13 protein-coding genes are annotated in these 13,427 nt (G+C 60.2%); 8 read left to right on the top strand and 5 right to left on the bottom strand.

Annotation, left to right across the window (positions count from 1 at the left end):
- Positions 1–184: 184 nt before the first annotated feature.
- Genes GH722_04275 through htpX form a run of 3 tightly spaced genes read right to left on the bottom strand, consistent with a single transcriptional unit; the run spans position 185 to position 2,786 of the window.
- The gene (locus GH722_04275) at positions 185–595 is read right to left on the bottom strand and encodes a hypothetical protein (protein MRG70973.1); all 411 of its coding nucleotides are present in this window, start codon (positions 593–595) and stop codon (positions 185–187) included.
- 2 nt (positions 596–597) lie between these two features.
- A complete protein-coding gene (locus GH722_04270) occupies positions 598–1,899 on the bottom strand; it encodes an MFS transporter (protein ID MRG70972.1) in 1,302 nt (433 codons plus the stop codon).
- 5 nt (positions 1,900–1,904) lie between these two features.
- A complete protein-coding gene (gene htpX / locus GH722_04265) occupies positions 1,905–2,786 on the bottom strand; it encodes a zinc metalloprotease HtpX (GenBank protein MRG70971.1) in 882 nt (293 codons plus the stop codon).
- 80 nt (positions 2,787–2,866) lie between these two features.
- Between htpX and GH722_04260 the strand changes: the two genes are divergently transcribed.
- Together GH722_04260 and GH722_04255 are read left to right on the top strand one after the other, a co-directional pair.
- Complete coding sequence (locus GH722_04260) at positions 2,867–3,034, top strand: DUF1674 domain-containing protein (protein MRG70970.1); 168 nt, start codon at positions 2,867–2,869, stop codon at positions 3,032–3,034.
- A 91-nt stretch (positions 3,035–3,125) separates the two neighbouring features.
- The gene (locus GH722_04255; protein ID MRG70969.1) at positions 3,126–4,607 is read left to right on the top strand and encodes a hypothetical protein; all 1,482 of its coding nucleotides are present in this window, start codon (positions 3,126–3,128) and stop codon (positions 4,605–4,607) included.
- A gap of 4 nt (positions 4,608–4,611) precedes the next feature.
- On the opposite strand, the gene GH722_04250 is transcribed toward GH722_04255, so the two are convergent.
- Both GH722_04250 and tsaD read right to left on the bottom strand, forming a co-directional pair.
- Entirely contained in the window at positions 4,612–5,616 is a 1,005-nt protein-coding gene (locus GH722_04250; GenBank protein MRG70968.1) for an NAD(P)H-dependent glycerol-3-phosphate dehydrogenase, read from the bottom strand.
- The gene (tsaD, locus tag GH722_04245; protein ID MRG70967.1) at positions 5,613–6,662 is read right to left on the bottom strand and encodes a tRNA (adenosine(37)-N6)-threonylcarbamoyltransferase complex transferase subunit TsaD; all 1,050 of its coding nucleotides are present in this window, start codon (positions 6,660–6,662) and stop codon (positions 5,613–5,615) included. Before tsaD ends, GH722_04250 begins: the two co-directional genes overlap by 4 nt.
- Positions 6,663–6,735: 73 nt before the next feature.
- Between tsaD and hemC the strand changes: the two genes are divergently transcribed.
- The 6 genes from hemC to rfbA are packed head-to-tail and all read left to right on the top strand — an operon-like array spanning position 6,736 to position 13,412.
- Complete coding sequence (gene hemC / locus GH722_04240; GenBank protein ID MRG70966.1) at positions 6,736–7,644, top strand: hydroxymethylbilane synthase; 909 nt, start codon at positions 6,736–6,738, stop codon at positions 7,642–7,644.
- Entirely contained in the window at positions 7,641–8,369 is a 729-nt protein-coding gene (locus GH722_04235) for a uroporphyrinogen-III synthase (GenBank protein ID MRG70965.1), read from the top strand. The genes hemC and GH722_04235 overlap by 4 nt, the downstream gene beginning before the upstream one ends.
- A gap of 31 nt (positions 8,370–8,400) precedes the next feature.
- Positions 8,401–10,050: a hypothetical protein gene (locus tag GH722_04230; GenBank protein ID MRG70964.1), complete on the top strand. Its 1,650-nt coding sequence runs from the start codon at positions 8,401–8,403 to the stop codon at positions 10,048–10,050.
- Complete coding sequence (locus GH722_04225; protein ID MRG70963.1) at positions 10,047–11,444, top strand: heme biosynthesis protein HemY; 1,398 nt, start codon at positions 10,047–10,049, stop codon at positions 11,442–11,444. Before GH722_04230 ends, GH722_04225 begins: the two co-directional genes overlap by 4 nt.
- 25 nt (positions 11,445–11,469) lie before the next feature.
- A complete protein-coding gene (gene rfbB / locus GH722_04220; protein ID MRG70962.1) occupies positions 11,470–12,534 on the top strand; it encodes a dTDP-glucose 4,6-dehydratase in 1,065 nt (354 codons plus the stop codon).
- A complete protein-coding gene (rfbA, locus tag GH722_04215) occupies positions 12,531–13,412 on the top strand; it encodes a glucose-1-phosphate thymidylyltransferase RfbA (protein MRG70961.1) in 882 nt (293 codons plus the stop codon). The genes rfbB and rfbA overlap by 4 nt, the downstream gene beginning before the upstream one ends.
- Positions 13,413–13,427: the final 15 nt, after the last annotated feature.

The raw sequence follows: 13,427 nt of genomic DNA, 5'->3' as shown, positions 1-13,427 counted from the left end.
GACCATCAGAATAATGATGGGCAGCATCCAGAATTTCTTGCGGACTTTGAGGAACTGCCAGAATTCAGTGATAAAGCTCATGATCAAACCCGGAGTTTCGGCGATTTTGACTGCGGATTTTCTGGCCCGCAACAGCACTCATGTCCTACTGGTACAAGTCGGGTAAGGCAAGGCCGGGCGGCTGTCAGAACTGGTTCTTCATGGATTGGGCGTCAGGCCCCGGCGGGTCCCGGGTGATCCAGTAAGTTTTGGCATCCCGGTCAAAGCTGCGTCGCAGAGGATCCTTGCCCAAGGCCCGCATGATGAGGCCGGTTGGCATTACGGCAAGGAAAAAGATCAGGCCCATGATGACGGGATTGACGACCCGGTGCATCAACAGGCCAATCTGAAACCAGAGAAGGTTGAGCGGTCGCAGAACGACAGGAAACAGAAAGCCGGCAGCAAGGAAGACGGCAGCAATTCCGAAAGACCAGAGGCGGATCGCTCCGTCATACAGCAGCGGAAATGCACCGATAATGACGAAGACCACGGCAAATACGATGGCGAAACTGCGTTCCGACCCCATCTTCGCGGCTGTGTCTGTTCTTTCTGACATGTTCAGGCGTTCTGTTTCAGGCGACATATATAAAAGCCGTCGACGCCGCCTTTGTCAGCCAGAATACCGGGATGCGTACGGACTGTCCCTTCGGGCATTATGGCGGCAGCAAAATCGGGTGCTTCCTCTGCCGTCACCGGGTCAATCCGCCAGCCGGGATTCCCGGCCAGAAAATCAGCGATGATTTCAGGCCCTTCCTCAGGCTGCAATGAACAGACGCAATACAGCAGTACGCCGTCCGGAGTGACGATTCTGGCGGCAGATGTGAGCAGGCGTTTCTGCACATCCTGCAATGACTTCACGTCTTCCGGACGCTTGGTCCAGGCAACATCCGGATGGCGGCGCAATGTGCCGGTCGCAGAGCAGGGGGCATCAAGCAGGACGGCATCAGCCGGACCGTCGGGTTTCCATTCTGCCGCATCTTCGTTGATGAGGAGCGTTTCCAGACCCAGCCGCTCAAGATTTTTCTCAAGCCGCGCCAGCCGCCGGTCGGACCGGTCGAGGGCGGTTACACTGGCACCGGCAGCAACCATCTGGGCGGTTTTACCACCGGGCGCTGCACACAGGTCATAGACCGTCTTGCCGCTGATCTCGCCAAGCAGGGCAACGGGTAGGGCGGCGGCCGCATCCTGTACCCACCAGGCACCTTCCTTATAGCCTTCGATCAGGGTCACGGCATTGCCGACCGGGACCCGGACTGTCGAGGCACCAATGCGCTGGCCATCAAGCTTTTTAGCCCATTCGTCCGGGGCCTCGCGGATGGTCAGGTCAAGCGGCGGGTCGGTTGTCAGTTGTGCGGCAGTACGGTCTGCAAGGTCACGCCCAAGAGATGCCTCCCATCCGCTGTACAGCCAGGCCGGAATATTCACCGCCATACGGGTCGGGAAAGCCAGTTCCCTGCGACGACGCACAAAATTGCGGAGCACCGCATTGACCAGTCCGGTATGTTTGGGCGGGGCAAGGCGTACAGCCTCGTCGGTTGCCGCGTGATCTGCGGTTTCCATGAACATCAGCTCGCAAAGGCCGATGCGCAGCGCATTGCGGGTCAGGCCGTCACGATCCGGCAGTGGCCGGTCCATCAGTTGCGAGAGAATATGATCGAGTTCGCCGATATGACGAATGGTCATGCGGGCGAGTCTGCGGGCAAATGCATCATCACCGGGTGCCAGGCCGGGCTGTGCCCCTTCCGGGGTTGCGCGCCCGCGATCGATGCAGTTATGCACCATGTCCCGTGCATATTGTCGGGCGGTGGTTGCCGCACGGCCTGTGCGGATATTCTGTTCTGCTGCTGTCTTACGGGCCAAACCGGTTAACTCCAGGGATTACGGACAGGGGCATCCACGCCCGCCATCGCCCGTAATCTCCGGATACGCTCATCCATGTTCGGATGGGTAGAGAACAGGCTGTCGACAGACCGCGCATGCAGGGGATTGACGATGAAGAGATGGGCGGTTGCCGGGTTGCGCTCTGCGGCAGTGTTATCAATCCGCTGAGCACCGTTTTGCAATTTCTCCAGGGCCGAGGCAAGCCAGAGTGGTCTGCCGCAGATTTCAGCACCAATACGGTCAGCCTCATATTCGCGGGACCGGCTGATCGCCATCTGCACCAGCATTGCGGCGAAAGGCGCCAGCAGCATGACCAGCAGGGCACCAAGGCCGCCAAGCGGATTGTTGTTGTCACGGTTGCCGAACAGCGAAGAAAACATGAGCATATTCGCCATCGCACTGATGGCCCCGGCAATGGTTGCAGTGACCGTCATTATCAGGGTGTCCCGGTTTTGCACATGCGCAAGTTCATGGGCCATCACCCCGGCGATCTCCTGATCGTTCAGAATTTTCAGCAGTCCGGTGGTTGCGGCGACAGCTGCATTTTCCGGATTTCGTCCGGTGGCGAAGGCATTGGGCTGCGGATTGTCCATGATATAGACTTTCGGCATCGGCATACCGGCCTTTGCGGCGAGTGTCTCGACAATACCGTAAAATCCGGGGGCAGACCGTCGGTCAACCTCGCGTGCGCCGTACATGCGCAGCACGATCTTGTCTGCATTCCAGTAGGAAAACAGGTTCATACCACCTGCAAACAACAGAGCGATGATCATACCGCCCTGTCCGCCGGCCAGCCATCCGGCACCAACAAACACGGCGGTCAGCGCCGCCAGCAGCAAAGTCGTTTTAAGATAACCCTGTGACATCTGTTCTGTGTTCCATAACGACGCGGCTTGGCGCGTCCGGTAAGCGCGCTATATATGAAGTAAATCCGGAGAGCTTCAAGATGAGTGATACCCCCAGCAAGGAAGACGCGTCCGTTCCGGAAACGGGATCGGACAGCAGGGCAAAAACGACCCCGGCTGTTGAACGGAAAGAAGTTGGCGGGCCGAAAGGTCCGGAACCAACCCGGTTTGGTGACTGGGAACAGAAGGGCCGCTGCACGGACTTTTAGGTCCGGCCGAGAACGCTGTCAGCTTCTGATATTGGCGAAGCCTGTGTCTGTCGATTAAACTCGTCGGATCATAACCGGATCAACCTTGCCGATGTCTTTCTTTCAAAGCCTGTTAAGCCTGTTTCTGGGAAAACAGGATGATGCGCTGGCCGCGTCGCAAGCTGCAGGCGCTGTTAATAACGCGCCGGGGGCATCGGTCGTTGCCCTGTTGTCGCCATTTGGCGACCCGCAGGTTGATGGCCCTGAAGGGGTGATGATGCGCGGGCTGTCGATGCGCTCGGAAGTTGCCCTCAAAGTGTCGTCAAAGAAGATCGAGATGTCAGGTGAAGGGGCGCTGGCAGGGCGTCTCGCTGCGGCAGCGGAGGTTGCGCACGAACAGGCATTGTTGGTGAATGCAGATGTGGTGATCTGGGGAACTGTCGCCGTAGAGAGCGGTGATCTCAATATTCGCCTGTTCCCGGTACGCCAGGAGCCGCTGACCAAGCCTGGTGCCGTTGGTCTTGGTGACCTGCTGCGGGTGCCGGTCAATTTCAGCGTCGAGATCAGCGATCTGATCTATGCGGCCATTCTGGCTGCTGTACCGCCCAGAAATGAACTTCATCTGAGGGAAATCCTGATCGAACTGGGACCTGTTCTCGACCGGTTGTCAGAGACGTTTCAGGCCGGGCCGCCAGGATTGACCGATAATCAGATGTTCTCTGCACGGGCAACCTATGGCAATTGCCTGGCAGCGCTTGCCGGGCGTACCCGCAATGCGGAAATGATGAATATTGCGGCGGAGACGCTGTGGAAAGCACTTGAAATGCCGGCTGCGGCCTCCCTGCCGCTGGATGCCGGTATGGCGCAGTCACACCGCGCGGCCTGTTACATGTCGCTGGCTGATCTCAGTGGTGAGCCCTCCTGTCTGACAACGGCAGCCGAAGCCTTTGCCAGTGCTGCAGATGCTTTCGGGGCTGACAGCCAGCCGGATGACTGGGCACTGGCCCAGATGAACCGGGGGCATGCATTGTACCGGCATGGGGCAAACAGCAATGAACCGCGATCTTTGCAGGCTGCGATCAAGGCGTATGGCGAAGCGCTGAAAGTATTCACGCGGGGGCGTTCTCCCGCCCGCTGGTCAGAGCTGATGAACAGTCAGGGGATCACGCTGGCGCAACTGGCAGAGAGCTTCTCGGGTACCGCGCTCGCTGAACAGGCGGTTGAATGCTTCATGAAAGCGCTGGAAGTCCGGAGACGGGAGGCGGTTCCCGGGCTATGGGCTGCATCGCAGAACAACCTTGGTGCGGCCCTGTTTTCACTGGGGAAGGCCACCGGAGACAACTCCCTGCTACAGCGTGCGGCCTCTTCGTTCAGGGGGGCCATGGAAGTCTATCGGGAAGCCGGTTCAACAAATAACGTCCATGTCCTGCAGAAGAATATCGGTCGTGTGGAACGGTTGCTGGAAACCCGCGGTGTACCGGTGACACCGGAGAGTAAAGAGGAGGACCGCGAGACGGCTGACGGTGATGAATCCGGGGAAAAGGCCGATGCGCCTGATGCCGGCGGGGATACCACTGGCAAGAAACCGGACTGACCGGCTATTCCTCGCGGAAGGGTCTGTTCATCAGGCCGGAAATCGTTGCGTCTATATCCGCAAAACTGTTCAGAATACCATCGACCGCAGCACAGACCGGCGCGTCAATGCCGGCATTTCGTGCCATGCGGGAGACAGCTTCCGATGAATGGAAGCCTTCGACAGTGGTGCCTTCTGCCAGAAGGTCCGCCAGTGAGCGGCCTTCCCCAAGCGCGACGCCAAAGCTGAAATTCCGCGACTGGGTGGCGTTGCAGGTCAGGGTGACATCGCCAAGACCGGACAGCCCGGCCATGGTTTCGGCCCGCCCGCCAAGTGCGGTGCAAAGCCGGGTCATTTCAGCCAGACCACGGGTCACAAGGGCCGCACGGGCGTTGTCGCCAAGCTGCTTGCCTTCAATGATGCCGCAGGCAATGGCGAGTACGTTTTTCACTGTTCCGCCAATTTCCGCACCGATGACATCATCGGTCAGATAGGGCCGGAATGTGGGGGAGCCCAGCAGCTCCACCAGCCTGTCCCCGATGGCCCGGTCTTCGACTGCCAGGGTGACAGCGGCGGGAAGCCCGAGGGCTACTTCGCGGGCAAATGTCGGTCCTGACAATACGGCCAGCGGTGCCCGGCTGCCGAGTTGGTCACGGGCAACGGCTGACATTAGCCGGTCTGTATCGCGTTCGATTCCCTTGGCGCAGATCACGGCGGGCACGCCATCAATCCAGTGCCGGGCTGCATCATCCAGCGTCGTCGCCAGATGCTGTGCAGGAACCACCAGCAGGACGGCCTCTGCCTTGCAGACGGCGGCCAGATCACCTGTTGCGGCGATATTATCGGGCAGGGTGATGTCAGGCAGGTAGCGGCTGTTGATATGGGTGTCGTTGATGGCTTTCACCATTTCCCCGTCCCGTGCCCAGATCAGGGCGCGTGATCCGGCCCGGCTGGCCGCCACGGCAAGAGCAGTACCCCAGGCACCGCCGCCGATAACACCGACAACGGGCTGGTCTGCGGATTCCGTCATGCTTTCACTCCGGCAAAGGGTTTGGGGTCTGCATCAGGGTCGAGCGGCCAGCGCGGTCGGGCCGCAAATGTGAAATCATCGGTCATGCCGAGACGATAACGTTCCAGCCCGGCCCAGGCTACCATTGCGCCGTTATCGGTACAGAGCGCCAGTGGTGGTGCGACCAGCTCCAGACTGACCGCCGCCTCCAGCCGTGCCCTAAGATAGCGGTTGGCCGCAACCCCGCCGGCAACGACCAGATGCCGCCCTTCGGGGTGCAGATCGAGAAACCGTTGTGTGGCCCGGCGGCAGCGATCAACCAGCACGTCACCGGCGGCTGCCTGAAACGAGGCGCAGATATCCGCCCGGTCGCGTTCCGTCGGGCCGTCGGTGCCGAAACCATCGACCAGACGCCGCACCGCCGTCTTCAGGCCACTGAAGGAAAAATCGCAATCCGGTCGCCCGACCATAGGCCGGGGCAGCGGGTAGCGGTCAGGATCACCGTTCCGGGCGGCGGCTTCCACCGCGGGGCCACCGGGATAGCCCAGTCCCAGCAGCTTTGCCGTCTTGTCGAAGGCTTCACCCGCAGCGTCGTCAATGGTTGCCCCCAGTCGACGGTACTGGCCAACCGCTTCGGCAATCAGCAACTGGCAATGGCCGCCGGAGACCAGCAGCAGCAGATAGGGAAAGGGCACATCATTGGTCAGCCGTGCCGTCAGCGCATGTGCTTCAAGATGATTTACGGCAACGAAGGGCAGGTTGCGCACCATTGAAATGGCCTTGCCGGTCATGACGCCGACCAGTACGCCGCCGATCAGTCCGGGACCGCCAGTGGCGGCAATTACGTCAATATCGCTGAATCCGACGCCGGCCCGTTTCAGGGCCTCGGCGCAAACCGAATCGGCTGCTTCAAGATGAGCACGCGCAGCAATTTCCGGCACCACACCGCCATAGGGCTGATGCGCCTCAATCTGCGACAGAACAACGTTGGACCTTACCGTGCGGTCGAGGTCGACAACCGCCGCCGCCGTTTCATCACAACTGGTTTCAATTCCGAGTGCGAGCATGGCGGTTTTTTATGCTGCCAGGAGGGTGCTGTCCAACGTTGCAGAGTACGCGGAGCATCGCTACACAGGATGCATGGAAATCAAGATCGGAACACGGGGCAGCCCGCTGGCGCTGGCACAGGCCCACGAAACGGAACGACGCATTCTTGCGGTTCGTCCGGATATCACCGTCAGCATCGTCGTGATCAAGACGACGGGTGACATGATTCGCGACCGCGCATTGTCGGAGGCGGGCGGCAAGGGCCTGTTCACCAAGGAAATTGACGAAGCGCTGGCAGATGGCCGGATCGATATCGCGGTCCATTCGATGAAGGATGTTCCGACGAAGCTACCGGACTGGATGGCGCTGCCCTGCATTCTGCCACGGGAAGACCCCCGGGATGCGCTGATCTGTCTGACAGCAGACAGTCTTGGCGATCTGCCTGAAGGGGCGGTGGTCGGAACGGCTTCGCTTCGTCGGGGGGCGCTGGTTCTGCATCGTAATCCGGGACTGCGGACAACCTTGCTGCGGGGAAATGTCGAAACCCGCCTGTCAAAAGTCCGCAGCGGTGAAATCGATGCGACAATTCTGGCCATGGCCGGTCTGAACCGGCTGGGCCTCAGCGAACATACAACCCGCCCGATTGCGCCGGAAGACATGTTGCCGGCGGTTGCACAGGGCGCGGTTGGCATCACGGCGCGGGCAGATGATACGGCGACGCTGGATCTGCTGATGCAGCTTGATGATGAGGTGTCGCACCGGGCGATCCGGATTGAGCGGGCTTTTCTGGCGCGGCTTGACGGTTCCTGCCGGACGCCGATTGCGGCGCTGGCGGAATTATCTGGCGACCGGGTGTCGTTTCGCGGGCTGATTGCCCGTCCGGACGGGTCTGATGTGCGGGATTGCGCCTTTGAGGGAAGCCTCGACAGTGCCGAAAGGCAGGCAACAGAGGCTGCCGGAAAATTGCTGGCAGATGTCGGGCCTGACTATCTGACCTCATGACCCTGCTGATTACCCGCCCGCTTGAGGATGCCACACCGCTGGCTGACCATCTGCAGGCTATGGGTTACAGAACGTTTCTGGAACCGCTTTTGGAACCGGACCTGTCGCGGGCTCGTACATGTTCCCTGTCGGCTCATACAGCGGTGTTGCTGACCAGTCGCAATGGTGCCCGGGCATTTGCACTGGCGACGAAGGATCGGTCTGCACAGGTTTTCGCCGTTGGAGACGGCACGGCATTGCTTGCCCGAGAGCTTGGTTTTACCCGTGTCGCCAGTGCCGGTGGTGATGTGCATGACCTGTTTGCGCTGGTCCGGTCAGCGTGGCGCCCGGAAGACGGGAGGCTGTTGCATGTTGCCGGAAAAACACTGGCCGGTGATCTGGTCGGGATGCTTTCGACAGAGGGGTACGACGTGGTGCGTGACCATATGTACGATGTACGTACACCTGCCGAATTCACACCGGAACTGGTCGATGCTTTCGTACGTGACGACATCGCTGCTGTTCTGCTATTTTCACCGAGGACTGCGATGACGTTTGCAGATCTGGTGGCCAGGGCGGGGATTGGCACTCAGATACGGAATTGTTACGCGATTTGCCTCAGTAACGCAGTCCGCGATCGTGTCTCCGGATTGTCCTGGCGGGGGATGCCGGTTGCTGATTCGCCGACGCAGGATGCGTTGATTGAGGTGCTGCAGACAGTTTGTCCATCCGGACAGGCCGATTAACCGGATATTTCCGGCAATGGGATGAGGTATCATGCAAGACGACGGCAAGCAGGAAACAGCGACTCTTTCAGCACGGGACGTTATTGACCGGTTCGGTGGTATCCGGCCGGCAGCGAAAGCCATCGGCGTTGCTTTCACGACGGTACAGGGCTGGAAAGAACGTGACCACATCCCGGAACACCGCTGGACCGAGTTGCGGGCCGCCGCTGCCGAACAGGGTATTGATCTGTCAGATGTGGCAGCAGAGCCAGCATCGGAACAATCTGTCACTGAGGAAGCAGAGCCTGTCACCATTGAAGCGGCAGCCACGTCATCTGCTGATGACGCGGAGCAGATCAAGGACAGTTCAGATACGACCACTCCCGACAATGCGTCCGAGGCGTCTGACGTGACAGAGACGAAAGATGAAGCGTCTCCCTGGAACGAAAAGGCTGCAACAGTAGCGGATGATGAAGCAAAGGCAGAAGTTGTAGCGGAAGACGCTGCTGAGACAGAAGAAACGGCGAAAAAGCCCCGGCCGGTTTTCTGGATGCTGCTTGTTCTGGCACTGCTTCTTGGTACCGCAATTGCCACATGGCCGCGGTGGAACCATCTCGCCAAACCCTATGTCGAAAATTATGTGCCGCAGCTGACCGGCATACTGTATCCGACAGAAGCGCCGCCTCCTCTTGTTGCGAGACCGGCGCCGCAGGCCCCGAGCGAACCGGCAGCCGCAGCACCGGCACCGGCAGCCGCTTCCGCTCCGGAAACTCCTGCACCTGACATGCCGGATGCAGAGGCGATTGCAGAAAGTGTTCGTGAAGCGGTTGAGCCGCTGCAGGCGGCATTGCGCGAGGCTAACGAGCGGATCGGGAAACTGGAGCAGCGCCCCGCCGCCGTCGATAATGGTGAGGCGGTGGATATCGCACCGCTGGTTGAGCGGATTACCGCGCTGGAGACGGCCCCGGCCACTACCGGCACCGATCCGGCTCTCCTGAACCGGCTGGCTGATATTGAAGAAGCCATCGCCAATGTGCGGGGGGCTGATCCGGAAACCGTTTCGGCCATCAGTTCCAATCTTGCGACGGTAGCGGCGAAGGCCGAAGCCATGTCGCAGGAAATCGCACAATTGCAGCAGGCGTTGCAGGACCTCCGGGCAGCCCGTCAGTCGCAGGCTTCCGAAGGGACTTCGCTGGCGCTTGCCGTCAACCAGCTGGCTCAGGCGGTAAACCGCAGGGGAAGCTACCAGCCGGCGCTGCAAACAGTCACGGCATTGGCAGGTGACAGTCCTGCCGCTGCTGCTGCGCTGGCAGATTTGCAGGCTTTTGCTGATGGCGGGGCACCGGATCTGGCATCCCTGCGGTCAGCGTTTCCGGTGATGGCCAGCAATGTGATGAAAGCGATTGCACTGGCAGATAACGCCGACTGGATGTCGTCTGCCCTTGGCCGTATCAAGTCGCTGGTTTCGATACGCCGGGTTGGCGAAGAAGTCTCCGGTGATGATCCGGAAGCCCTGCTGGCGCAGGCTGAGGTTGCGCTGGATAACGGTGATCTGCCGGAAGCTGTGAAGTTGCTCGGCATGTTGCCACCCGCCGGACTTGAAGCTGCGGACAGCTGGCTCGACAAGGCGAAAGGGCGGATTGCCGTGATGACCGCAATTGACGCCCTGCAGGCACAGGCGATCGGAGCGCTGGCACAATGAGGATGCTCATCCGGGCCTTGGTATTCTTCGTCGCGCTGGCGATACTGATTGGCGTGGTTTCCTGGTTTGCCGACCGCCCGGGGCAGGTTGAACTGACCTGGCTGGGCTATCGGGTTGATGCCGGGGTGCATGTCATCCTGATCGGTATTCTGGTCATTGCTGCTGTGCTTGTAGTCCTCCACCGGCTCTGGTGGGGGCTGATGCGTGTGGCGCCTGGGATGGGGCGGTTCTGGCGTGAGTCAAAACGCCGGAAAGGCTATGCAGCACTGACGGACGGGCTGGTTGCGGTGGCGGCCGGTGATACCAGTGAAGCGGCAAAACTGGCCGCGAAGGCCGAGAATATTCTGGATAACCCGCCACTGACGCTGTTGCTGTCGGCGCAGGCTGCGCAGATGTCCGGCGATAACGAGAAGGCGCGGGGATATTTCCGGCAGATGCTGGACCGTCCGGAGACCGCGTTCCTCGGGTTACGGGGCCTGATTACCTACGCCCTTAATGAAGGCGATATTGAGCGGGCACGTCTGTTGTCGCGCAAAGCCTATGCGCTGAAACAGTCTTCGGACTGGCTGTCGGGCATCTATTACGACCTGCTGGTCCGCAACGGTGACTGGGTTGAAGCGGAAACCGTCACCAAGGCGTCGGAACGGCACAAGCTGATCACGGCTGAGCAGGCTGCCTGGCGGCAGACGATCCTCACCCACGAACGCAGTCTTGATGCGGAACACTCCGGCAACCGGGATGAGGCAATCAAGCTGGCACGCAAGGCCGCTGACGGGATGATGAAATTCAGCCCCGGCGTGGTCAATGCGGCCCGTCTGATGACGGCTGCCGGTAAGCAGCGCCGTTCCCTGACCCTTGTCGAGAAGGCCTGGGCAATCAATCCGCACCCATCTCTGGTCGATGTCTATGCAGATGCAGCGGGGGCTGCGGATGCAATGGAACGGGTTCGGGCCATGGACAAGCTGGCCAGTTGCAACAAGGGGCATCGCGAAAGCCAGATTGCCATGGGCGAGGCAGCACTTGAGGCCGGTCTGTGGGGCGAGGCCCGGAGCAAATTGCAGCCAGTGCTGGAAAGCGGCGGCGATATCCGTGCCTACCGGATGATGGCGCGCATTGAAGAAAGTGAAAATCAGGACCTGGCAGCGGCTCATAAATGGCTGTTGCTTGCCGCGGAAGCACCGGCACCGGAAACCTGGGTTTGTTCCGGTTGTGGTGCAGCGGCTGCGGACTGGCGTCATATTTGTGGAAATTGCGACGCCATTGAATCCTTCCGCTGGATGCGTCCGCCTCAGCTGGGGGCCATTCCCGCCATGATCGGGGCGTCAGAGCCGGAGGTTCTGCTGCCGGCACTCACCGACGGGGCGGCGTCATCCGTCGCGAAACAATCAGGCTGACATGACCACCAGCTTGCCTGAAGTGGTGGGACAACGGGTTCTGGTGACGGGCGGTGCAGGCTTTATCGGCTCGGCCCTTGTCCGTTATCTGGTCGGGGCCGGGGCTGTCGTTCTGAATATTGATGCGCTGACCTATGCCGGAGATTTGTCAACGGTTGCGTCGGTTGCGGATCACCCGGATTACAGTTTCCGGCAGGATGACATTCGCGATGCGGCCGCAATGGCTGACGCGCTGGCGGCTTTCAGGCCGACCCTCATATTTCATCTGGCGGCAGAGAGCCATGTTGACCGCTCGATTGATGGTCCGGCCGCATTCATCGATACCAATGTGGTGGGGACAACAACGCTGCTGGATGCGGCCCTCGGCTACTGGAAAACCCTGTCCGGGGCAGAACGGGATGGCTTTCGGTTTGTCCATGTCTCTACCGATGAAGTCTACGGCGCACTCGGGGCCGAGGGATATTTTACGGAAGCCTCACCGCATCTGCCGAATTCGCCCTATGCCGCCAGCAAGTCGGCGGCAGATGGTCTGGCACGGGCCTGGAACCGCACTTATGGCCTGCCGGTACTGATCAGCAACTGCAGCAATAACTACGGCCCCTGGCAGCATCCGGAAAAACTGATTCCGACAGTGATTGCAGCCGGCCTGTCGGGCCGTCCGATCCCGGTTTATGGCGACGGATCGAACGTGCGTGACTGGCTGCATGTGGACGATCATGTGAAGGCATTGATAGGTATAGCCTGTCAGGGCCAGCCCGGGGAAACCTACCTGATCGGTGGTGATGCGGAACGGAGCAATCTGGAAACAGTACACTCGATCTGCCGGGCGCTGGACCGGCTGGCACCGGATACCGGCGGTGACCATGCCCGCCTGATCTCCCATGTGACGGACCGTCCCGGCCATGATTTCCGTTATGCGGTGGACCATGCCCGGCTGACGGCGGCGACAGGATGGCAACCGCAGCATGATTTTGATGAGGGAATAGCGGCAACCGTGGGCTGGTATCTCGATAACCGCGACTGGTGGCAGTCGACGGAGTCCGGCAGGCTCGGTCTTGACCGGACAGCACAGACAGGAGGGGGCCGATGAACCGGCGCAAGGGGATCATTCTTGCCGGAGGTTCGGGCACGCGTCTCTGGCCGCTGACAGTGGCAATTTCCAAGCAGATGCTGCCGGTCTATGACAAGCCGATGATCTATTATCCGCTGTCGACACTGATGCTGGCCGGCATTCGCGAGATTCTGATTATCTCCTCACCTGATGCATTACCGATGTTCCGGCGCATGCTGGGCGATGGGGAAAGCTGGGGGCTGGAGCTTTCCTATGCAGAGCAGGCAGCACCGCGGGGAATTGCGGAAGCGCTGGTGATCGGCCGGGAGTTTATCGGCGACGATCCGTTTGCGCTTATCCTTGGTGATAACCTGTTCTACGCCAACGATCTGTCGATGGTACTGGGCAGGGCATCGCAGGCTACCGACCAGAATACGATTTTCGGCTACTGGGTCGATCAGCCGGAGCAGTTCGGTGTTGTCACCCTGTCGCCAGAAGGCGTGCCACTGGAAATAATCGAAAAGCCGGACCAGCCGGCCTCAAACTGGGCTGTTCCCGGGCTTTATTTCTATCGGTCGGATGTCGCTGACCGGGCTGTTGCCCTGAAGCCGTCAGAGCGGGGTGAACTGGAGATTACGGATATCAACCGGCAGCTGTTGAACGATGGTGCCCTGCAGGTCGAGCTGTTTGGTCGCGGGACAGCCTGGCTGGATAGCGGTTTGCCGGACTCGCTGCTTGAAGCCGGGGAATTCGTGAAGGTGATCGAGAAGCGGACAGGCCTGAAAATCAGCTGCCCGGAAGAGATCGCCTATCGTCAGGGATTTATTGACCGCGATCAGTTGCGGCAGCTGGGTCAGGCCATTGCCGGCTCTGATTACGGGCGCTATCTGCTGCGTCTTGCAGATCAGACGCGATGACGGGAGAGCAGGACA

The organism is Alphaproteobacteria bacterium HT1-32, assembly GCA_009649675.1.
Lineage (GTDB): Bacteria > Pseudomonadota > Alphaproteobacteria > Rhodospirillales > HT1-32 > HT1-32.
This window is presented reverse-complemented; position numbering and strand designations above follow the sequence as displayed.

Bases quoted from the DNA above. Each gene is read 5' to 3' on its own strand.
- GH722_04260 (MRG70970.1), top strand. From the start codon at position 2,867: ATGAGTGATACCCCCAGCAAGGAAGACGCGTCCGTTCCGGAAACGGGA.
- GH722_04225 (MRG70963.1), top strand. From the start codon at position 10,047: ATGAGGATGCTCATCCGGGCCTTGGTATTCTTCGTCGCGCTGGCGATA.
- tsaD (MRG70967.1), bottom strand. From the start codon at position 6,662: ATGCTCGCACTCGGAATTGAAACCAGTTGTGATGAAACGGCGGCGGCG.
- rfbA (MRG70961.1), top strand. From the start codon at position 12,531: ATGAACCGGCGCAAGGGGATCATTCTTGCCGGAGGTTCGGGCACGCGT.
- GH722_04230 (MRG70964.1), top strand. From the start codon at position 8,401: ATGCAAGACGACGGCAAGCAGGAAACAGCGACTCTTTCAGCACGGGAC.
- GH722_04255 (MRG70969.1), top strand. From the start codon at position 3,126: ATGTCTTTCTTTCAAAGCCTGTTAAGCCTGTTTCTGGGAAAACAGGAT.
- GH722_04250 (MRG70968.1), bottom strand. From the start codon at position 5,616: ATGACGGAATCCGCAGACCAGCCCGTTGTCGGTGTTATCGGCGGCGGT.
- GH722_04235 (MRG70965.1), top strand. From the start codon at position 7,641: ATGACCCTGCTGATTACCCGCCCGCTTGAGGATGCCACACCGCTGGCT.
- hemC (MRG70966.1), top strand. From the start codon at position 6,736: ATGGAAATCAAGATCGGAACACGGGGCAGCCCGCTGGCGCTGGCACAG.
- GH722_04275 (MRG70973.1), bottom strand. From the start codon at position 595: ATGTCAGAAAGAACAGACACAGCCGCGAAGATGGGGTCGGAACGCAGT.
- htpX (MRG70971.1), bottom strand. From the start codon at position 2,786: ATGTCACAGGGTTATCTTAAAACGACTTTGCTGCTGGCGGCGCTGACC.